The following is a 17,738-nucleotide window of genomic DNA, read 5'->3' as shown; positions in this document are numbered from 1 at the left end:
GTCGGAATGAAGGTTGTCCAGTCGAGGACGCGAGCTCGGAGGACGAGGTTCGCTGCGGTCTCCGCTGCGGTCGTCGCCCTGCCGTTGTTCTTCGGCGGCGTGACCGCCGGGGCGGACCCGGTCGCGGACACGCTTCAGCCGATCGAGTCGGTGACCAGCGAGAACGGCTCGAAGATCACCCGTATCGAGAACTACGGCGAGCAGCAGCTGCTGGTCTACGTGTACTCCGCCTCGATGGACGAGGAGATCCTGCTCGACGTCTGGCGTCCGGCCGACACGAGCGAGCCGGCCCCGACGCTGTACCTCCTCAACGGCGCCGGCGGCGGCGAGGACAGTGCCACCTGGCGCTTCCGTACCGACGCGATCGAGTTCTTCAAGGACAAGAACGTCAACGTCGTCTCGCCGGTCGGTGGCAAGTGGAGCTACTACACCGACTGGAAGAACGAGGACCCGGAGCTCGGCGTCAACAAGTGGGAGACCTTCCTGACGAAGGAGATCCCGCCGCTGATCGACGCCGCGCTCGGCACCAACGGCGTCAACGCGATCGCCGGTCTGTCGTCCTCGGGTACGTCCGTCCTGCAGCTGCCCATCGCTGCTCCCGGCCTGTACCAGGGCGTCGCGGCCTACAGCGGGTGTGCGCAGACCTCCGATCCGATCGGGCAGCAGTTCGTCAAGCTCGTCGTCGAGACCTGGGGTGGCGGCGACACCCGCAACATGTGGGGCGAGCTCGACGATCCGGCCTGGGTCGAGAACGACCCCTACGTGCACGCCGAGGCACTGCGCGGGCTCGAGATGTACATCTCCAACGGCACCGGCCTGCCGGGTGTCCACGACACTCTGAACGGCCCGCAGATCGACGGTGAGGTCGACGTGCTCGCCAACCAGATCATCGTCGGTGGTGTCATCGAGGCTGCGACCAACTACTGCACGCACAACCTCCGTGCCCGCCTCGACCAGCTGGGCATCCCCGCCACCTACAACTTCCGCGACTCCGGCACCCACTCGTGGGGTTACTGGCAGGACGACCTGAAGGATTCGTGGCCCGTCCTCGAGAAGGCCCTCGGCCTCTCGGACTGACAGGCTCGGCGACAGAGCACAGCAGAAGGCCCCTACCGCTCGTAGCGGTAGGGGCCTTCTGCGTTCCGACCGGTCGTGCTCGACGTCCGGTGTTCGACGGTCGGTGCGACGGGACGGGGTTATTCGGCCTCGGGCGCCGGGCACGGCACGGTGCCACCGGCCGCGTAGTCGGGGTCGAGTGCGGCCTTCACCAGATGGAGCGATTCGGGTCGCATGAGGATCGTGGAGTGGTCGGCGGGGGAGCTCGGGCAGCCGTCCTGGACCCACACGTTGCGGACCTCGGCTCCCGGTCCGGCGCGCAGGAACGAGCTCTCCGGTGGTGTGACGATCTGGTCGTGGCGCGTGGCGATCGACGTGTACGTCACGCCGGGGCGGGTGTCGCCGTCCCTGTTGAGATTGCTGAGCGTGCGCGATCCGATCAATTGCTGCTGGCCGGCTGCACCCAGATTGGTGCCGCGGAACAGCAACTCGGCCACGGCATCGGTGCCGTCCGTCAGACCGAGTGCGGCGAGCACCGTGTAGAGCTGCTGGAGGCCGTTGAAGGTGGTGCCGTGGTTGGTCGCACCGAGCATCACGAGGTTCCGGACGCGGTTGAGAGCGGGATCGGCCGGGTTCGCGCCGCCCTCGAACTTGAGGTACTGACGGGAGACGACACCACCCTGGGAGTGACCGACGAGATCGACCTGCTCGGCGCCGGTGTGCTCGAGAACCGCGTCGACGAACGCTCCGAGTTCCTCGGCGGATCGCTCGATGTTCGACACGCCCCACACCGTGCGATCGGGATCGAGATAGCCCTGCGCGGCGCCGTAGTTCAACGCGTAGACGCAGTAGCCGAGCCGTTCGAGTTCGGGTGCGACGAACGTCCACGTCGGATACATTCCCGCCCCGGTGCCGTGCACGAGGACGACCGGACGCGGATGCTCCGGTGACGGCACACACCCGAGGTCGTTCGCACCGTCGACACCCTCACCCATCGTGCTCAGCAGCGCCGCGAGACGACTGTCCGGCGCATCCGCCGAGGTCGGGAGCGGTACGGGATCGGGAGCGGTGGCCACCGCCTCGGCCTCCACCGGGTCGGCCGGAATCGGATCGGCTGCCGAGATCACCGGCGCGACGAGCGCCGATGCGGTGACGGCGAGTACGGCGACGCCGGACACGAATGTGCTACGACGAAAACGGGACATACGAAACTCCTCGGCGAACGCTCTGGGTACGGCATTCACACGGGTCGGGATCGCGGGACAGCGTAACAGCAGGTCGCGGGGTGGTCCGGAAGGTGGAGATCAATTCTGTTCGGCCGAGCGCCGATATCCGACGACGGCGGGGACCACGAAGACCGCCACCATCCCGGCCGACCACAGGACCGTCTTCAGGAACGGTTCCGCTATCGGGCCACCCATCGCGAGCGAGCGCATGGTGTCGATCGCGCAGGACATCGGCTGGTTCGCCACGACGGGTTGCAGCCAGCTCGGATACGCCATGACCGGCACGAACCCCGAATTGAAGAACATGAGCAGGGTGCACAGGATCGAGACGGTCTCGACCAGGGGAGTGCGTCCCGGCAGGGTCGCCAGAGCGGTCACCATCATCGCGAAGCCCAGACCGAAGATCAGCGGGACCACGAGGATGAGCAGCGTGGGGCCGATGCCCTGCGTGAACCGGAAACCCAACGCCATACCGGCGGCGAAGATCACGAGAGAGGTGACGAACACGCGCACCATCTCCGCCATCAACCGTCCCACCAGACCGGACGAGCGGTGGACGGGGAGCGTGTGGAACCGGCTCAGCAGACCCGAATCGCGTTCGGTGCGCAGTCCCACCGCGCTGACCACCGAGCCGAACATCGCGCCGACGAGCACGATCATGGGCACCGTGCCGAAGATCGACGAATATCCGGTCGCGGCGGTGATGCTGTCCCCGAGCACGATGCGGAACATCACCAGGGTGAGCGCCGGATAGATGAGCGCCTGGATCATCGTGGCGGGATCACGGGCCCATCTGAGCAGCAGTCGACCGCACTGCAGGCGGCTGTGCTCCCACAACGCACCCAGGGAACTCTCGCTGCGGATGCGATCCGGTTCGGGATACGCGAAGGTGCGGCCCGCGGTCCCTGCCCACTGTGTCTCGACGGTCTCGCTCATCGACTCACTCCCGCCTCGTCGCGGCCCACACGGCGCCCGGGATGCAGATCACGGCCAGGCCGATCATCCAGAACAGGCTCGGCCGGAAGACCTCCCAGGTCACGCCGTCCTGGGCCATGTCGCGCATCGCGAAGGAGAACTGCGAGATCGGCTGGTTGCGGACGAACGGTCTGATCCACTCGGGAAATCCCTCCTCGGGCACGAAACCGCACGAGAGCATTCCGAGGATCAGCTGCGGCAGGGTCAGCGCCTGCGCTGTCGCCTCGGGGCTCCGGGACAGACATCCGATCGCGTCGGCGCCCAGGCACAACAACAGGCTGATGATCAGTGCGGTCGCGCAGAACAGCACTGCCTGCCCGGGGCCGGCGGAGAAACGGAAACCGATGAGATAACCGAATCCGATCGCGGCGGCCAAGGAGATGACCGACCGCACCATGCTCGCCGTCACCCGTGACGCCAGGGGCGCCGCCGGGGCGACGGGCATCGTCTGCAGACGCGAGGTCACGCCGGTCGTGCCCTCCTGCGCTGCCAGCTGCGCCGCCGAGATGGCGGTGAAGGCCATCGACTGCAGCACGATGATGGGCATCAGGAACTGCGCGTAGTCGATGCCCTGCAACTGCATGACGAATTTGAGCGGCAGATAGAAACCGAGACCGAAGACGAACGGTGCCAGGACTGCGAGGACCAGCTCGCCGTACCGCGCCATCGTGCGCAACGACCGGAGCGTCAGCACCCACCACTGCTCCACCCCCGACGGCGTGATCCGGCGGTGGACGCCTCCCCGGCGTGCGGGAAGGGTGGACGAGGAGTCGGTGAACGAGACCGTGGGGGTCTCCGTCCCGCGGACCGTCTCGTCGGTACGGGCCGTCACGGCCGCTCACCTGCCGACGCAGGCTCCGCCCGCTCCGGGTCGGGTAGCCCGGCCGGCCCGGCGTCCGTGGAGCCACCGTTCGTGGAGCCACCGTCCGTGGAGCCACCGTCCGTCGGGTCGCTGCCGTCGGGAGCGGATGCGGAGTGCCCGGTGAGGCGGAGGAAGACGTCGTCGAGCGAAGGACGTCGCAGACCGATGTCGGCGAGTTCGATGCCCAGGGGTTCGATGCGCCGCAGCACCTCGGTGAGGGTCGCGGCGCCGTCGGGCGCCGGGACGGACACCCGATCCGTGTCGGGGACCGTGCCCACGAGCACGTCCTGGGGGAGGAGACCGTCCAGGACGTGCAGGATCTCGGGGATCGCCCGCGGGTCCACCGGAACGATCTCGCAGTGGGTGCCACCGGCGGAGGACTTCAGCTGGTTCGCGGTGCCCTCCGCGATCACGGTGCCCTTGTCGATGACGATGATGTTGTCGCTCAGCACGTCGGCCTCTTCGAGGTACTGCGTGGTCAGCAGCACCGTGATGCCCTGCTCCTTGAGCGCTGCCACCAGCGACCACACACCCTGCCGGCTGCGCGGGTCGAGACCAGTGGTCGGCTCGTCGAGGAAGACCACCTTGGGCCGGACCACGAGGCCGCACGCGATGTCGACCCGTCGGCGCATACCGCCGGAGTAGCCCTTCACGGGACGGCGACCGGCGTCGACGAGATCGAACTCCCGGAGCAGCTCGTCGGCGCGCCGGGTGGCGGACTTCTTGTCCAGGCCCATCAGGCGCCCGAACAGGATCAGGTTCTCCCGGCCGGTGAGAGTGTCGTCGAGTGCTGCGAACTGGCCGGTCATCATGATCGAACGCCGGACCGCCGCGGCGTCGGCGACCACGTCGTGCCCGGCGACCACGGCGCGACCCGAGGTGGGGCGCAACAGCGTCGACAGCACCTTGACCATCGTGGTCTTGCCGGCGCCGTTGGGGCCGAGGATGGCGAGGACACGGCCCGGCGGTGCAGAGAAGCTGATCCCGTCGAGTGCGTGGACGTCGCCGAACGACTTGTGGACGTCCTCCACGAGAACTGCCTGGTCGTGATCGCTCACATCACACCCCGCCGTAGATCTCGGTCCCCGTCGGGGACGGGTCGGTCCGTCACCGTCGGAATCGTACCGGTGCGAACGGTCCCGGGAGGGGCGGACGGACATGCGCGTCGGCGCCGACGCCCCGCCCCTCGGGGTGTCCACGCCGGCCGGTCAGGACCAGACGCCGAGATCGTCGAGGTGTTCGACGAGTCGATGGGCCCCGTCGGTGAAGTGTTCGCGCGTCTCGCGTCCGGCGGCCTCGACGTCACCGGTGCGCAGCGCCTGCAGCAACCGTTCGTGCGAGGCGACCGCATCCGTCCCCCAGCTGCGATCGTCCGAGTAGAAGTGCACGGGCGTGTACCGGGTCGCGTTGTGGAGGAACCACGCGAGCTTGCGGGAACCCGCGGCCCGGTTCAGGGTGCGGTGGAACTCGAACTCGAGGTCCTCGATGCGCGCGCCGTCACCGGCCCGCACGGCCTCGGCGAAACGCGCGGCCAGCTCGTCGAGTTCGGCCAGGGTCTCGGCCGTCATCAGGGTCGCGGCGCGCTCGACGAGCCGCTCGGCGAGTCTGCCCTGGAGCCAGAAGATGTCGTCGATGTCCGATCTGTCGAGGGGGGACACCACGTACCCCCGGTGGGGAACGAGTTCGACGAGCCCCTCACCGCGGAGGGTGAGCAGGGCCTCGCGCACCGGGGTCACGCTCACCCCGAGTTCGGCCGCGGTCTCGTCCAGGCGGACGAAATCGCCGGGACGCGCACCGCCGGACATGATGAGGTTTCTCACGTGCGCGGCCACCTCGTCCGAGAGCTGCGGTCGCCGACGTACCCCGGGGGAGCGTGACGAACCGGACGAAGCGGACGAGTTCATGGCGTACGCCTTCCCCTAGTGGACGGCTCGCATTATCACCGCACGGTCTCGGCGGCATCACAGCCGGGGGTGACATGTGGCAGACATTCTCCACCTCACCCGGATCGTGACGCGGTTCGTGGTTTGGTTGGCGAGGTGAGCACCGGAGTATCACGTCGACGGTTACTGGGAGGGGCCGCCGGCGGATTGTTCGCGTGGGGTGCGACCGCGGGGAGCGGTCGTGCGGCTCCGCCACGCAGGCTTCCTCCACCCGACACCGTCACCGTCACCGATCCCGCGAGGATGAGTGCGGTCGAGGCGGCAGCGCTGCTGCACGCCGGCGAACTGCACCCGCGCGAACTGCTCGATGCCTGTCTGGACCGCACGCGCTCGTACGACGGAGCGATCGGTGCGTGGATCCGGCTCTACCCCGAAGTGGCCTACGCGGCGGCCGAGGCGGCGGGGGAGCGGCTCGCCCGTGCGCGCCGCGACCAGGCCCCGGCGCCGCTCGTGTGCGGGCTTCCGATCGCTCTCAAGGACATCTTCGCGGTGTCCGGACTTCCGCTCACCGCATCGAGCCGCGTCCTCGAAGGCAATATCGCCGCCGGGCACTCGGGCGTGTGGCGTCGACTCGAGGACGCCGGTGCGGTGCTCATGGGGCATGCGCACACCGACGAGTTCGCGATCGGTGTCGCCACCCCTCAGGTGGGCAATCCGTGGAACACCGAGATGTCGCCCGGCGGATCGTCCGGCGGCAGCGCGGCCGTGCTCGCCGCGCGGTTCGCGCCCCTCGCGATCGGTAGCGACACCGGCGGTTCGGTCCGGTTCCCGGCGAGCGCCTGCGGTGTCTCGTCGATCAAGCCGACCTACGGGCGCATCACCTCGCACGGCATGATCCCGCTGACCTGGACCCGCGACCACGTGGGTCCGATGGGTCGCAGCGTCGCCGACGCGTCCCTGATGATGACCGTGCTCGCGGGCACGGATCCGGCCGACCCGATCACGGCCCTCGGCCCCGACGTTCCCGAGGGCGGTTATCCCGTGACGGCCGCCGGGGGAGCGAGTCCCCTTGCCGGCGTGCGGATCGGACTGCCCGTGAACACGAATCCCGCACCCCCCGAGGCGGTGCAGCGCGTCGTCGACGACGCGGCGCGGGTGGCGGAATCGCTCGGTGCGGTCACCGTCCCGGTGACGATGCCGCCCCTGCCGGAATCCCTCGCGACCGGCGACCAGGTCGAGATGGGTGCCTACCACCAGCAGTTCACCGACCGGCTCGGCCTGTACCGCCCCGAGAACGCGGTCGCCGCAGGCACTGCGGTGGCCTCGCTGGTCGTGCCGGTGGGTGACTACCTCACCTTCGAGCGCGATCGTCTGAGGTACCAGAGCGACTACAACCGGATGTTCGCCGACCAGGACCTCGACGTGATCATGCTGCCCGGTGCCTCGGTCGACGGCGCGCGACGCCAGGAATTCCTCGGCGTCAGCGTCACGGCCGGAGTGACGGGTCCCGTGCGCTGGGCGAACTACTCCGGTGCCCCCGTGGTGACGTTGCCCGCCGGGTATTCCGCCGCGACGGGGATGCCGGTCGGTGTGCAGCTCGGTGCGCGACCGTGGGAGGACGAACGTCTCCTCGGCATCGGGCTCGAACTGCAGGAGGCACTACCGATCTGGCGCGACGAGCCGCAACTCGTCGCCGCCGGCGCGCGGGTCCCCGAGGTCGCGCAGGTGCCGCCGGGTCCCGGTCCCGATCCGACGAATACGATCGGGGCGGCCGCTCCGGTTCGGACCCTGCCGATGAACCCCATCGGCTAGGCTCGACCACGCGGACCCGTCCGCACGGCGTATCGCCGAGGTGCAGATCACGCACCGCCGCGAGTTGAACTCTCGGCCGTGCTCCTGCATACTGGTCGGGTTGCCTTGACCGGGCCATGGATGTTTCGCGGCTCGGAACGGGAAAGACGTGACAGTCGCGGATCGAGCCTCACGGCCTGGTCGCGGCCACATGCAAGACGGAAGCAGTACCCCTGTGTGCTCCTGTGGAGCGCAGCCGGTTCCGTTCCTTGCGGTGTCGAAGCCTTCGAGCATCGACGCCGGGGAATGAGCGGCGGGCCGACACGCCCGACCGCGTGGGCCGGAGAACAATGACAGATGAACAGCGGCAAGCGGATCGGATACGTCCGGCTCGCAATGTGTTTCGAGTGCTGTTCTCGGTCGCCGTTCCCTGGGGAACTGTGCAGACGAGGTGGTTTCCGGCTCCGCCGGGGATCACGAAACGCGGCAAGAAAAGGACACTAAGCGTGGCGGGACAGAAGATCCGCATCAGGCTCAAGGCCTATGACCACGAGGCGATCGACGCATCTGCGCGCAAGATCGTCGAGACGGTGACCCGTACGGGTGCCCGCGTGGTCGGCCCGGTGCCGTTGCCCACTGAAAAGAACGTGTACTGCGTCATCCGCTCGCCGCACAAGTACAAGGACTCGCGCGAGCACTTCGAGATGCGGACGCACAAGCGGCTCATCGACATCCTCGACCCGACGCCGAAGACCGTCGACGCGCTCATGCGCATCGATCTCCCGGCGAGTGTCGACGTCAACATCCAGTGACATTCGATTACAGCGAGCTTGTGAAAGACGCAGCGGAGACAACACATGACTAACCAGATCAAGGGAATCCTGGGCACCAAGCTCGGCATGACCCAGGTCTTCGACGAGAACAACCGGGTCGTCCCGGTCACCGTCGTCAAGGCCGGACCGAACGTGGTCACGCAGATCCGCACCGAGGAGCGCGACGGTTACAACGCCGTGCAGCTCGCCTACGGTGCCATCGCGCCGCGCAAGGTCAACAAGCCGGTTCGCGGCCAGTTCGAGAAGGCCGGCGTCACGCCGCGCCGTCACCTGGTCGAGCTCCGGGTCGAGGACGCCACCGAGTACGAGGTCGGCCAGGAACTCACCGCAGAGGTGTTCGAGGACGGCGCCTACGTCGACGTCACCGGCACCTCGAAGGGCAAGGGCTTCGCCGGCACCATGAAGCGTCACGGCTTCGCCGGCCAGGGTGCGTCGCACGGTACGCAGGCTGTGCACCGTCGTCCGGGCTCCATCGGTGGCTGCGCCACCCCGGGCCGCGTGTTCAAGGGCACGCGCATGTCCGGTCGTATGGGCTCCGACCGCATCACGACGCAGAACCTCTCGGTCCACAAGGTGGACGCCGAGAACGGTCTGCTGCTGATCAAGGGCGCGATCCCGGGTCGCAAGGGCGGCCTCGTGATCGTCAAGACCGCAGTGAAGGGTGGTGCACGGGCATGACCAGCACCGAGACCGCAACCAAGCTGACCCTGGGCGTCAAGGCCCCCGGTGGCCAGACCTCCGGCTCCGTCGATCTCCCCGCCGAGATCTTCGACGCTCCCGCGAACATCGCGCTGCTGCACCAGGTCGTCACCGCGCAGCTCGCCGCGGCCCGCCAGGGAACGCACGCCACCAAGACCCGCGGCGACGTCCGCGGTGGTGGCAAGAAGCCGTACCGCCAGAAGGGCACCGGCCGCGCACGTCAGGGCTCGACCCGTGCGCCGCAGTTCGCCGGCGGTGGCACTGTCCACGGCCCGCAGCCGCGCGACTACAGCCAGCGCACCCCCAAGAAGATGAAGGCCGCCGCACTGCGCGGAGCCCTCTCCGACCGGGCGCGCAACGAGCGCATCCACGTGATCACCGAGCTCGTCGCGGGCCAGACGCCGTCGACGAAGAGTGCTCGCACGTTCCTGGGCGAGATCAGCGACCGCAAGAAGGTCCTGCTCGTCGTCGGCCGTGAGGACGTGGCGGCGTGGAAGTCGGTTCAGAACCTTCCCAACGTCCACGCGCTCGCGCCGGATCAGCTGAACACCTACGACGTGCTCTACAGCGATGACGTCGTGTTCAGCGTCGAGGCGCTCAACACGTTCATCCACGGGCCGGCCGAGTCCGGCCAGGAAGTTAAGGAGGAGAGCAAGTGAGCACGATCGCCGATCCTCGCGACATCCTGCTGGCTCCCGTCGTCTCCGAGAAGTCCTACGGGCTGATGGAAGAGGGCACCTACACCTTCCTGGTGCACCCGGACTCGAACAAGACGCAGATCAAGATTGCCGTCGAGAAGGTCTTCGGCGTCAAGGTGAGCAGCGTCAACACCGCCAACCGTCAGGGCAAGCGCAAGCGGACCCGGTTCGGTTACGGCAAGCGCAAGAACACCAAGCGCGCGCTCGTGACCCTCACGGCCGACAGCAAGCCCATCGAGATCTTCGGAGGCCCGGTCGCGTAGCGATCGGAACTCTCGAGAGATAGAGGACGAGAAGACTCATGGCAATCCGTAAGTACAAGCCGACTACGCCGGGCCGCCGTGGCGCCAGCGTGTCGGACTTCGCCGAGATCACTCGGTCGACGCCCGAGAAGTCGCTGATCCGCCCGCTGCACGGTCGCGGTGGACGTAACGCGCACGGCCGCATCACCACCCGTCACAAGGGTGGCGGACACAAGCGCGCCTACCGCCTGATCGATTTCCGTCGCAACGACAAGGACGGCGTGCCGGCCAAGGTCGCTCACATCGAGTACGACCCCAACCGCACCGCGCGCATCGCGCTGCTCCACTACGTGGACGGCGAGAAGCGCTACATCATCGCCCCCAAGGGACTCGTTCAGGGTGCCGCCGTGGAGTCGGGCCCCAATGCCGACATCAAGCCCGGCAACAACCTGCCCCTGCGCAACATCCCGACCGGTACCACCATCCACGCGGTCGAGCTGCGTCCGGGTGGCGGCGCCAAGATGGCCCGTTCCGCCGGTGCGAGCATCCAGCTCCTCGGTAAGGAAGGCACCTACGCCACGCTGCGTATGCCCTCCGGCGAGATCCGTCGCGTCGACGTGCGCTGCCGCGCAACGGTCGGCGAGGTCGGCAACGCCGAGCAGTCGAACATCAACTGGGGCAAGGCCGGCCGTATGCGGTGGAAGGGCAAGCGCCCGACCGTCCGTGGTGTCGTCATGAACCCGGTCGACCACCCGCACGGTGGTGGCGAGGGCAAGACCTCGGGTGGTCGCCACCCGGTCAGCCCGTGGGGCAAGCCCGAGGGCCGCACCCGCAAGAACAAGGCGTCCGACAAGCTCATCGTCCGTCGTCGCCGTACCGGCAAGAAGCGCTAGTCAAGGAGGGAGTTAGAGAATGCCACGCAGCCTCAAGAAGGGCCCGTTCGTCGACGACCACCTCCTGGCGAAGGTGGACACGCAGAACGAGAAGGGCACCAAGCAGGTCATCAAGACCTGGTCGCGCCGTTCCACGATTCTGCCCGACTTCATCGGTCATACGTTCGCTGTCCACGATGGACGCAAGCACGTGCCGGTGTTCGTCTCGGAGTCCATGGTCGGTCACAAGCTCGGTGAGTTCGCGCCGACCCGTACGTTCAAGGGCCACATCAAGGACGACCGGAAGAGCAAGCGTCGATGAGCACTGAAACCACCACCAACAGCGCTCGGGCTGTTGCGCGCCACGTGCGCGTGACCCCGATGAAGGCGCGCCGCGTCGTCGACATCGTTCGCGGTAAGTCCGTCGAGGAGGCCCTGGCCATCCTCAAGTTCGCGCCGCAGGCCGCGGCCGAGCCGGTCGCCAAGGTGATCGCATCGGCCGCTGCGAACGCGCAGAACAACTACAACCTCGACCCCAGCACGCTCGTCGTCGCGACGGCGTACGTGGACGAGGGTGCGACCCTGAAGCGGTTCCAGCCGCGTGCTCAGGGCCGTGCGTTCCGCATCCGCAAGCGGTCGAGCCACATCACCGTGATCGTGGAAAGCGTCGGGTCGGCTTCGACTCGTAACCGCCGGAAGGGAGCTCAGTAGTGGGCCAGAAGATCAACCCGCACGGCTTCCGTCTGGGCATCACCACCGACTGGAAGTCTCGTTGGTACGCCGACAAGCAGTACGCGGACTACGTCAAGGAAGATGTCGCGATCCGCAAGTTCCTGGCCTCCGGCCTCGAGCGCGCCGGCATCGCGAAGGTCGAGATCGAGCGCACCCGTGACCGTGTGCGTGTGGACATCCACACCGCTCGTCCGGGCATCGTCATCGGACGCCGCGGCGCCGAGGCCGATCGCATCCGCGCCGAGCTCGAGAAGCTGACCGGTAAGCAGGTCCAGCTGAACATCCTCGAGGTCAAGAACTCGGAGTCCGAGGCTCAGCTCGTCGCGCAGGGCGTCGCCGAGCAGCTCTCGAACCGTGTCGCCTTCCGTCGTGCGATGCGCAAGGCCATCCAGTCGGCCATGCGTCAGCCGAACGTCAAGGGCATCCGCGTGCAGTGCTCGGGCCGCCTCGGTGGCGCCGAGATGTCGCGTTCGGAGTTCTACCGCGAAGGTCGTGTCCCGCTGCACACGCTGCGCGCGGACATCGACTACGGCCTCTACGAGGCACGGACCACCTTCGGCCGTATCGGCGTGAAGGTCTGGATCTACAAGGGCGACATCGTCGGTGGCCGTCGTGAGCTCGCTGCTGCTGCAGCTGCTCCCGCCGACCGGCCGCGTCGTGAGCGTCCGAGCCGCCCGCGTCGTTCCGGCGCCTCGGGCACCACCGCGACGAGCACCGAGGCCGGCCGCGCCGCATCGAGCGACGCTCCTGCCTCGACCGAGAACAAGGAGGGCTGACGCAATGTTGATCCCCCGGCGGGTCAAACACCGCAAGCAGCACCATCCGAGCCGTACGGGTGCCGCCAAGGGCGGAACCCAGGTGGCCTTCGGTGACTACGGCATCCAGGCTCTCGAGCCGGCCTACATCACCAACCGGCAGATCGAGTCCGCTCGTATCGCCATGACCCGGCACATCAAGCGTGGCGGCAAGATCTGGATCAACATCTTCCCGGATCGCCCCCTCACCAAGAAGCCTGCCGAGACCCGCATGGGTTCCGGTAAGGGTTCGCCGGAGTGGTGGGTCGCGAACGTCAAGCCCGGTCGCGTGCTGTTCGAGATGAGCTACCCCAACGAGGAGATTGCGCGCGAGGCTCTGCGTCGCGCGATGCACAAGCTCCCCTGCAAGTGCCGCATCGTGACGAGGGAGGAGCAGTTCTGATGGCTACCGGTACCCCCGCCGCGGAACTCCGCGAGCTGAGCGACGAAGAGCTGACCGACAAGCTCCGCGAAGCCAAGGAAGAGCTGTTCAACCTCCGCTTCCAGATGGCCACCGGCCAGCTGGACAACAACCGTCGGCTCCGCGTCGTGCGCAACGAGATCGCCCGTATTTACACGGTGCTGCGCGAGCGCGAGCTCGGACTGGCCACCGGCCCGAATGCGGGTGACGTGGCATGAGTGAGGAAAAGGCAGTGAGCAACCAGGAACAGCGCGCGAGCCGTAAGGTCCGCATCGGTTACGTCGTCTCGGACAAGATGGAGAAGACCATCGTCGTCGAGCTCGAGGACCGAGTGAAGCACCCGCTGTACGGCAAGATCATCCGCCGTACGACCAAGGTGAAGGCGCACGACGAGAACGGTCTGGCCGGCATCGGCGACCGCGTTCAGCTGATGGAGACCCGTCCGCTGTCCGCGTCGAAGCGCTGGCGTCTGGTCGAGGTGCTCGAGAAGGCCAAGTAAGGCCTCTCGTCCTCGACAGGACCCGAGACATGCAGCACCCCACCACCCGCACCGCGGGTGGTGGGGTGCTGTGCGTCCGATAGGTGCAGGCCGCACGTGGGGGAGACGTGGATGTCGCTGCGACACGCCCGGTTCCGGGGTGGGGAGTGACATCACAATTCGCGAATTTGCCCTGCGTACGGTATATCGCCTACTCTGGACGGGTTGCTTACGGGACCCGTGTGTGATTCGCACGTGCGCCGCAGGTGACCGACGACCGCGTACGTCCAGGTCGGAAATCTGACGTACACACCAATCCAGGTCAAGGAGAAGTAAGTGATCCAGCAGGAGTCGCGACTGCGCGTCGCCGACAACACGGGTGCCAAGGAGATCCTCTGCATCCGCGTTCTCGGTGGCTCGTCCCGTCGCTACGCCGGTATCGGTGACATCATCGTCGCCACCGTCAAGGACGCGATCCCCGGCGGCAACGTCAAGCGTGGCGAGGTCGTCAAGGCCGTGATCGTGCGCACCACCAAGGAGCGCCGCCGGCCGGACGGCTCGTACATCAAGTTCGACGAGAACGCTGCCGTCATCATCAAGGGCGACAACGATCCTCGCGGAACCCGCATCTTCGGACCCGTCGGTCGCGAGCTTCGCGACAAGCGGTTCATGAAGATCGTCTCGCTCGCTCCGGAGGTGCTGTGATGAAGGTGCACAAGGGTGACACCGTGCTCGTCATCTCGGGCAAGGACAAGGGCGCCAAGGGCAAGGTCATCGCGGCCTACCCGGCGACCGGCAAGGTCCTCGTCGAGGGCGTGAACCGTATCAAGAAGCACACCGCCGTCTCTGCGAACGAGCGTGGCGCCTCCTCCGGCGGCATCGTGACGCAGGAGGCCCCGATCCACGTTTCCAACGTTGCGGTCGTCGACTCGGACGGAAACCCCACCCGCGTGGGCTACCGCACCGACGAGGAAACCGGCAAGCGCGTTCGGATTTCCCGGAAGAACGGGAAGGACCTCTGACATGACCAGCACCGAGAACAAGACCCAGCCGCGCCTGAAGGTGCGGTACCGCGAGGAGATCCGCGACGCGCTGAACGCGGAGTACGACTACGCGAACGTCATGCAGATCCCCGGCGTCGTGAAGGTCGTCGTCAACATGGGTGTCGGCGACGCCGCCCGCGACGCGAAGCTCATCAACGGAGCCGTCAACGACCTCGCGCTCATCACCGGTCAGAAGCCGGAGATCCGCAAGGCCCGCAAGTCCATCGCACAGTTCAAGCTGCGCGAGGGCATGCCGATCGGTGCGCGCGTCACGCTGCGCGGCGACCGTATGTGGGAGTTCCTGGACCGTCTCGTGTCCATCGCGCTTCCCCGTATCCGGGACTTCCGTGGCCTCAACGGCAACCAGTTCGACGGCAACGGCAACTACACGTTCGGCCTGAACGAGCAGTCGATGTTCCACGAGATCGACGTGGACCGCATCGACCGCCCGCGCGGCATGGACATCACTGTCGTGACCACCGCTACCAACAACGAAGAAGGCCGTGCCCTGCTCAAGCACCTCGGCTTCCCGTTCAAGGAGAACTGAGCCCATGGCTAAGAAGGCACTGGTCAACAAGGCCAACAAGAAGCCGAAGTTCGCGGTGCGCGCCTACACCCGCTGCCAGCGCTGCGGGCGCCCGCACTCGGTCTTCCGCAAGTTCGGACTCTGCCGCATCTGCCTTCGCGAGATGGCACACCGCGGAGAACTTCCGGGAGTTCACAAGAGCTCCTGGTGACGTGATCGGTGGGCGGAGGACCGAGTAGTTCTCCGCCCACTGTCGCGCTGTCATGGGTTCGTCGCCGATCCGGCCGACGAACCCGCTATCGAACCGAGTTTCGATGTAGGCCCACGGCCGGCATATTCCGGCGTTGCATGGGAACCGCATCGAGAAAGGTGAACAGGTCAGCCATGACCATGACCGACCCCATCGCAGACTTCTTGACGCGTCTGCGTAACGCCAACACGGCGTACCACGACGAGGTCAAGCTCCCGTCCTCGAAGATCAAGGTGAACATCGCCGAGATCCTCAAGCGCGAGGGTTACATCTCCGACTACCGCACCGAGGACGCCGAGGTGGGCAAGACCCTCATCGTCGACCTCAAGTACGGACCTTCCCGTGAGCGCAGCCTTGCCGGCGTGCGCCGCGTGTCGAAGCCCGGCCTGCGCGTGTACGCGAAATCCACCAACCTGCCCAAGGTCCTGGGCGGCCTCGGCGTGGCGATCATCTCCACGTCCTCCGGCCTGCTCACCGATCGCCAGGCGGCCAAGCAGGGAGTGGGCGGGGAAGTCCTCGCCTACGTCTGGTAAAGGGAGGCCACCACAATGTCGCGAATCGGAAAACTCCCCGTTGCAGTTCCTTCGGGCGTCGAGGTCACCATCGACGGCCAGGATGTTGCAGTGAAGGGCCCCAAGGGCAACCTGTCCCTGACGATCGCCGAGCCGATCGCCGTCGCCAAGGGCGAGGACGGGGCAATCAACGTCACGCGCCCGAACGACGAGCGTCGCAGCCGTGCGCTGCACGGCCTGTCGCGGACGCTCGTGCAGAACCTCATCGTCGGCGTGACCGAGGGTTACACCACGAAGATGGAGATCCACGGCGTCGGCTACCGCGTGGCTCTCAAGGGCAAGGACCTCGAGTTCTCGCTCGGCTACAGCCACCCCGTGCTGATCGAGGCTCCCGAGGGCATCACGTTCGCCGTCGAGAACCCCACGCGCTTCTCGATCTCGGGCATCGACAAGCAGAAGGTCGGCCAGATCGCGGCCAACATCCGCCGGCTGCGCAAGTCCGACCCGTACAAGGGCAAGGGCATCCGCTACGAGGGTGAACAGGTCCGTCGCAAGGTCGGAAAGACGGGTAAGTGATCATGAGCCAGACCGAGAACCAGAAGGCCAAGCGCATCCCGCGCGGCAAGGACGCCTCCACCACGCGTCGCCTTTCGAAGACGCGTCGTCACTTCCGCCTCCGCAAGAAGATCTCCGGCACCGCCGAGCGTCCCCGCCTCGTCGTCAACCGGTCCTCGCGCCACCTGCACGTGCAGCTGGTCGACGACCTGACGGGCACCACCCTCGCCGCAGCGTCGTCCATCGAACCCGATGTGCGCGCTCTCGAGGGCGACAAGAAGGCTCGCGGCGCGAAGGTCGGTCAGCTGATCGCCGAGCGCGCGAAGGCTGCCGGCGTGGAAGCCGTGGTCTTCGACCGCGGTGGCCACACCTACAGCGGACGCATCGCGGCCCTCGCGGACGCGGCTCGCGAAAGCGGGTTGAAGTTCTGATGACCATTTTCTCGAACGGAAGGAACGCCTGATGCCGGGACGTCAGCGGCGTGACGGCGGCAACGGCCCCGCCGGACAGAACCCCAACAGCGGTGACAACCGCGGCGGTCGCGACCGCCGCGACCGCGACTCGCGTGGCGGCAACGCTGCCGAGAAGTCGAACTACATCGAGCGTGTCGTCTCGATCAACCGTGTGTCGAAGGTCGTCAAGGGCGGTCGTCGCTTCAGCTTCACCGCTCTGGTGATCGTGGGCGACGGCAACGGTCTGGTCGGCGTCGGCTACGGCAAGGCCAAGGAAGTTCCCGCGGCCATCCAGAAGGGTGTCGAGGAAGCTCGCAAGAACTTCTTCCGCGTCCCGCTCATCGGCGGAACCATCACCCACCCCGTCCAGGGAGAGGCTGCAGCCGGTGTCGTCCTGCTGCGTCCGGCTTCCCCCGGTACCGGTGTCATCGCCGGTGGCGCTGTGCGCGCGGTGCTGGAGTGCGCGGGTGTCCACGACATCCTGTCGAAGTCGCTCGGCTCCGACAACGCCATCAATGTGGTGCACGCGACGGTTGCGGCCCTCAAGGGTCTGCAGCGTCCCGAGGAAGTCGCGGCTCGCCGTGGCCTCACCCTCGAGGAAGTTGCCCCCGCCGGCATGCTGCGCGCACGTGCACAGGCTGCTGGGAGCGTGAAGTAATGGCAGAGCTGAAGATCACCCAGATCAAGAGCACCATCGGGGCCAAGTCGAATCAGCGCGACAGCCTCCGGACCCTCGGTCTGCGGAAGATCCGCCAGTCCGTCGTCCGCGAGGACAATGCGCAGAACCGCGGCCTCATCAACGTGGTGCGTCACCTCGTCACTGTTGAGGAGGTCTGAG

27 protein-coding genes are annotated in these 17,738 nt (G+C 67.0%); 22 read left to right on the top strand and 5 right to left on the bottom strand.

Annotation, left to right across the window (positions count from 1 at the left end):
* Positions 1 to 6 precede the first annotated feature (6 nt).
* A complete protein-coding gene (locus U9J23_RS17330; protein WP_106199119.1) occupies positions 7 to 1,077 on the top strand; it encodes an alpha/beta hydrolase in 1,071 nt (356 codons plus the stop codon).
* A 119-nt stretch (positions 1,078 to 1,196) separates the two neighbouring features.
* Here U9J23_RS17330 and U9J23_RS17325 read toward each other — a convergent pair whose 3' ends face one another.
* The 5 genes from U9J23_RS17325 to U9J23_RS17305 all read right to left on the bottom strand — a co-directional run bounded on the left by U9J23_RS17325 (position 1,197) and on the right by U9J23_RS17305 (position 6,023).
* Entirely contained in the window at positions 1,197 to 2,261 is a 1,065-nt protein-coding gene (locus tag U9J23_RS17325) for an esterase/lipase family protein (RefSeq protein ID WP_143533416.1), read from the bottom strand.
* Between the two features lie 99 nt (positions 2,262 to 2,360).
* Positions 2,361 to 3,218 (bottom strand): ABC transporter permease, encoded by an 858-nt coding sequence (locus U9J23_RS17320; RefSeq protein WP_085470064.1) that lies wholly within the window; start codon positions 3,216 to 3,218, stop codon positions 2,361 to 2,363.
* Positions 3,219 to 3,222: 4 nt separating this feature from the next.
* Positions 3,223 to 4,089: an ABC transporter permease gene (locus U9J23_RS17315; RefSeq protein ID WP_085470063.1), complete on the bottom strand. Its 867-nt coding sequence runs from the start codon at positions 4,087 to 4,089 to the stop codon at positions 3,223 to 3,225.
* On the bottom strand, positions 4,086 to 5,177 hold the full coding sequence (locus tag U9J23_RS17310) for an ATP-binding cassette domain-containing protein (protein WP_106199122.1): 1,092 nt from the start codon (positions 5,175 to 5,177) through the stop codon (positions 4,086 to 4,088). The genes U9J23_RS17315 and U9J23_RS17310 overlap by 4 nt, the downstream gene beginning before the upstream one ends.
* A 150-nt stretch (positions 5,178 to 5,327) precedes the next feature.
* Positions 5,328 to 6,023 carry a GntR family transcriptional regulator gene (locus U9J23_RS17305; protein WP_106199123.1) on the bottom strand — a complete coding sequence of 232 codons (696 nt, stop codon included), beginning with the start codon at positions 6,021 to 6,023 and terminating at the stop codon, positions 5,328 to 5,330.
* 282 nt (positions 6,024 to 6,305) lie between these two features.
* Between U9J23_RS17305 and U9J23_RS17300 the strand changes: the two genes are divergently transcribed.
* From U9J23_RS17300 to rpmD, 21 genes are all read left to right on the top strand, one after another.
* Positions 6,306 to 7,814: an amidase gene (locus U9J23_RS17300; RefSeq protein WP_085470060.1), complete on the top strand. Its 1,509-nt coding sequence runs from the start codon at positions 6,306 to 6,308 to the stop codon at positions 7,812 to 7,814.
* Between the two features lie 485 nt (positions 7,815 to 8,299).
* On the top strand, positions 8,300 to 8,605 hold the full coding sequence (gene rpsJ, locus U9J23_RS17295) for a 30S ribosomal protein S10 (protein ID WP_003938093.1): 306 nt from the start codon (positions 8,300 to 8,302) through the stop codon (positions 8,603 to 8,605).
* A 45-nt stretch (positions 8,606 to 8,650) separates the two neighbouring features.
* Positions 8,651 to 9,304, top strand: coding sequence for a 50S ribosomal protein L3 (gene rplC, locus U9J23_RS17290; protein WP_085470059.1), 654 nt, complete (start codon positions 8,651 to 8,653; stop codon positions 9,302 to 9,304).
* The gene (gene rplD / locus U9J23_RS17285; protein ID WP_085470058.1) at positions 9,301 to 9,984 is read left to right on the top strand and encodes a 50S ribosomal protein L4; all 684 of its coding nucleotides are present in this window, start codon (positions 9,301 to 9,303) and stop codon (positions 9,982 to 9,984) included. Before rplC ends, rplD begins: the two co-directional genes overlap by 4 nt.
* Positions 9,981 to 10,286: a 50S ribosomal protein L23 gene (gene rplW / locus U9J23_RS17280; RefSeq protein WP_006554608.1), complete on the top strand. Its 306-nt coding sequence runs from the start codon at positions 9,981 to 9,983 to the stop codon at positions 10,284 to 10,286. Before rplD ends, rplW begins: the two co-directional genes overlap by 4 nt.
* A 38-nt stretch (positions 10,287 to 10,324) precedes the next feature.
* The gene (gene rplB, locus U9J23_RS17275; protein WP_059382416.1) at positions 10,325 to 11,158 is read left to right on the top strand and encodes a 50S ribosomal protein L2; all 834 of its coding nucleotides are present in this window, start codon (positions 10,325 to 10,327) and stop codon (positions 11,156 to 11,158) included.
* Positions 11,159 to 11,177: 19 nt separating this feature from the next.
* On the top strand, positions 11,178 to 11,459 hold the full coding sequence (gene rpsS, locus U9J23_RS17270; RefSeq protein ID WP_003938088.1) for a 30S ribosomal protein S19: 282 nt from the start codon (positions 11,178 to 11,180) through the stop codon (positions 11,457 to 11,459).
* The gene (gene rplV / locus U9J23_RS17265; protein ID WP_006554606.1) at positions 11,456 to 11,848 is read left to right on the top strand and encodes a 50S ribosomal protein L22; all 393 of its coding nucleotides are present in this window, start codon (positions 11,456 to 11,458) and stop codon (positions 11,846 to 11,848) included. Before rpsS ends, rplV begins: the two co-directional genes overlap by 4 nt.
* Complete coding sequence (rpsC, locus tag U9J23_RS17260) at positions 11,848 to 12,645, top strand: 30S ribosomal protein S3 (protein WP_059382415.1); 798 nt, start codon at positions 11,848 to 11,850, stop codon at positions 12,643 to 12,645. Before rplV ends, rpsC begins: the two co-directional genes overlap by 1 nt.
* 4 nt (positions 12,646 to 12,649) lie before the next feature.
* A complete protein-coding gene (gene rplP, locus U9J23_RS17255) occupies positions 12,650 to 13,066 on the top strand; it encodes a 50S ribosomal protein L16 (protein WP_006554604.1) in 417 nt (138 codons plus the stop codon).
* On the top strand, positions 13,066 to 13,302 hold the full coding sequence (rpmC, locus tag U9J23_RS17250; RefSeq protein ID WP_006554603.1) for a 50S ribosomal protein L29: 237 nt from the start codon (positions 13,066 to 13,068) through the stop codon (positions 13,300 to 13,302). Before rplP ends, rpmC begins: the two co-directional genes overlap by 1 nt.
* Positions 13,299 to 13,583, top strand: a complete 285-nt coding sequence (gene rpsQ, locus U9J23_RS17245) for a 30S ribosomal protein S17 (protein WP_024101619.1) — start codon at positions 13,299 to 13,301, stop codon at positions 13,581 to 13,583. The genes rpmC and rpsQ overlap by 4 nt, the downstream gene beginning before the upstream one ends.
* Positions 13,584 to 13,898: 315 nt before the next feature.
* Positions 13,899 to 14,267, top strand: a complete 369-nt coding sequence (gene rplN, locus U9J23_RS17240; protein WP_059382414.1) for a 50S ribosomal protein L14 — start codon at positions 13,899 to 13,901, stop codon at positions 14,265 to 14,267.
* Complete coding sequence (gene rplX / locus U9J23_RS17235) at positions 14,267 to 14,584, top strand: 50S ribosomal protein L24 (protein ID WP_006554600.1); 318 nt, start codon at positions 14,267 to 14,269, stop codon at positions 14,582 to 14,584. The genes rplN and rplX overlap by 1 nt, the downstream gene beginning before the upstream one ends.
* 1 nt (position 14,585) lies before the next feature.
* Positions 14,586 to 15,152: a 50S ribosomal protein L5 gene (gene rplE, locus U9J23_RS17230; RefSeq protein WP_059382413.1), complete on the top strand. Its 567-nt coding sequence runs from the start codon at positions 14,586 to 14,588 to the stop codon at positions 15,150 to 15,152.
* A gap of 4 nt (positions 15,153 to 15,156) precedes the next feature.
* Positions 15,157 to 15,342, top strand: a complete 186-nt coding sequence (locus tag U9J23_RS17225) for a type Z 30S ribosomal protein S14 (RefSeq protein ID WP_006554598.1) — start codon at positions 15,157 to 15,159, stop codon at positions 15,340 to 15,342.
* Between the two features lie 173 nt (positions 15,343 to 15,515).
* Positions 15,516 to 15,914: a 30S ribosomal protein S8 gene (gene rpsH, locus U9J23_RS17220; RefSeq protein WP_006554597.1), complete on the top strand. Its 399-nt coding sequence runs from the start codon at positions 15,516 to 15,518 to the stop codon at positions 15,912 to 15,914.
* A 15-nt stretch (positions 15,915 to 15,929) separates the two neighbouring features.
* Positions 15,930 to 16,469 (top strand): 50S ribosomal protein L6, encoded by a 540-nt coding sequence (gene rplF / locus U9J23_RS17215; RefSeq protein ID WP_016694616.1) that lies wholly within the window; start codon positions 15,930 to 15,932, stop codon positions 16,467 to 16,469.
* Positions 16,470 to 16,471: 2 nt separating this feature from the next.
* Complete coding sequence (gene rplR / locus U9J23_RS17210) at positions 16,472 to 16,879, top strand: 50S ribosomal protein L18 (protein WP_006554595.1); 408 nt, start codon at positions 16,472 to 16,474, stop codon at positions 16,877 to 16,879.
* Between the two features lie 31 nt (positions 16,880 to 16,910).
* Positions 16,911 to 17,558: a 30S ribosomal protein S5 gene (rpsE, locus tag U9J23_RS17205; RefSeq protein ID WP_006554594.1), complete on the top strand. Its 648-nt coding sequence runs from the start codon at positions 16,911 to 16,913 to the stop codon at positions 17,556 to 17,558.
* On the top strand, positions 17,558 to 17,737 hold the full coding sequence (rpmD, locus tag U9J23_RS17200) for a 50S ribosomal protein L30 (protein WP_006554593.1): 180 nt from the start codon (positions 17,558 to 17,560) through the stop codon (positions 17,735 to 17,737). Before rpsE ends, rpmD begins: the two co-directional genes overlap by 1 nt.
* Position 17,738 lies beyond the last annotated feature (1 nt).

Origin of the sequence: Rhodococcus sp. PD04 (assembly GCF_035918275.1) — a bacterium.
In the GTDB taxonomy this organism is placed as follows: domain Bacteria; phylum Actinomycetota; class Actinomycetes; order Mycobacteriales; family Mycobacteriaceae; genus Rhodococcus; species Rhodococcus rhodochrous.
This window is presented reverse-complemented; position numbering and strand designations above follow the sequence as displayed.

Bases quoted from the DNA above. Each gene is read 5' to 3' on its own strand.
- U9J23_RS17330 (WP_106199119.1), top strand. From the start codon at position 7: ATGAAGGTTGTCCAGTCGAGGACGCGAGCTCGGAGGACGAGGTTCGCT.
- U9J23_RS17325 (WP_143533416.1), bottom strand. From the start codon at position 2,261: ATGTCCCGTTTTCGTCGTAGCACATTCGTGTCCGGCGTCGCCGTACTC.
- U9J23_RS17320 (WP_085470064.1), bottom strand. From the start codon at position 3,218: ATGAGCGAGACCGTCGAGACACAGTGGGCAGGGACCGCGGGCCGCACC.
- U9J23_RS17305 (WP_106199123.1), bottom strand. From the start codon at position 6,023: ATGAACTCGTCCGCTTCGTCCGGTTCGTCACGCTCCCCCGGGGTACGT.
- U9J23_RS17300 (WP_085470060.1), top strand. From the start codon at position 6,306: ATGAGTGCGGTCGAGGCGGCAGCGCTGCTGCACGCCGGCGAACTGCAC.
- rplC (WP_085470059.1), top strand. From the start codon at position 8,651: ATGACTAACCAGATCAAGGGAATCCTGGGCACCAAGCTCGGCATGACC.
- rplD (WP_085470058.1), top strand. From the start codon at position 9,301: ATGACCAGCACCGAGACCGCAACCAAGCTGACCCTGGGCGTCAAGGCC.
- rplB (WP_059382416.1), top strand. From the start codon at position 10,325: ATGGCAATCCGTAAGTACAAGCCGACTACGCCGGGCCGCCGTGGCGCC.
- rpsS (WP_003938088.1), top strand. From the start codon at position 11,178: ATGCCACGCAGCCTCAAGAAGGGCCCGTTCGTCGACGACCACCTCCTG.
- rplV (WP_006554606.1), top strand. From the start codon at position 11,456: ATGAGCACTGAAACCACCACCAACAGCGCTCGGGCTGTTGCGCGCCAC.
- rplP (WP_006554604.1), top strand. From the start codon at position 12,650: ATGTTGATCCCCCGGCGGGTCAAACACCGCAAGCAGCACCATCCGAGC.
- rpmC (WP_006554603.1), top strand. From the start codon at position 13,066: ATGGCTACCGGTACCCCCGCCGCGGAACTCCGCGAGCTGAGCGACGAA.
- rpsQ (WP_024101619.1), top strand. From the start codon at position 13,299: ATGAGTGAGGAAAAGGCAGTGAGCAACCAGGAACAGCGCGCGAGCCGT.
- rplX (WP_006554600.1), top strand. From the start codon at position 14,267: ATGAAGGTGCACAAGGGTGACACCGTGCTCGTCATCTCGGGCAAGGAC.
- rplE (WP_059382413.1), top strand. From the start codon at position 14,586: ATGACCAGCACCGAGAACAAGACCCAGCCGCGCCTGAAGGTGCGGTAC.
- U9J23_RS17225 (WP_006554598.1), top strand. From the start codon at position 15,157: ATGGCTAAGAAGGCACTGGTCAACAAGGCCAACAAGAAGCCGAAGTTC.
- rpsH (WP_006554597.1), top strand. From the start codon at position 15,516: ATGACCATGACCGACCCCATCGCAGACTTCTTGACGCGTCTGCGTAAC.
- rplF (WP_016694616.1), top strand. From the start codon at position 15,930: ATGTCGCGAATCGGAAAACTCCCCGTTGCAGTTCCTTCGGGCGTCGAG.
- rplR (WP_006554595.1), top strand. From the start codon at position 16,472: ATGAGCCAGACCGAGAACCAGAAGGCCAAGCGCATCCCGCGCGGCAAG.
- rpsE (WP_006554594.1), top strand. From the start codon at position 16,911: ATGCCGGGACGTCAGCGGCGTGACGGCGGCAACGGCCCCGCCGGACAG.
- rpmD (WP_006554593.1), top strand. From the start codon at position 17,558: ATGGCAGAGCTGAAGATCACCCAGATCAAGAGCACCATCGGGGCCAAG.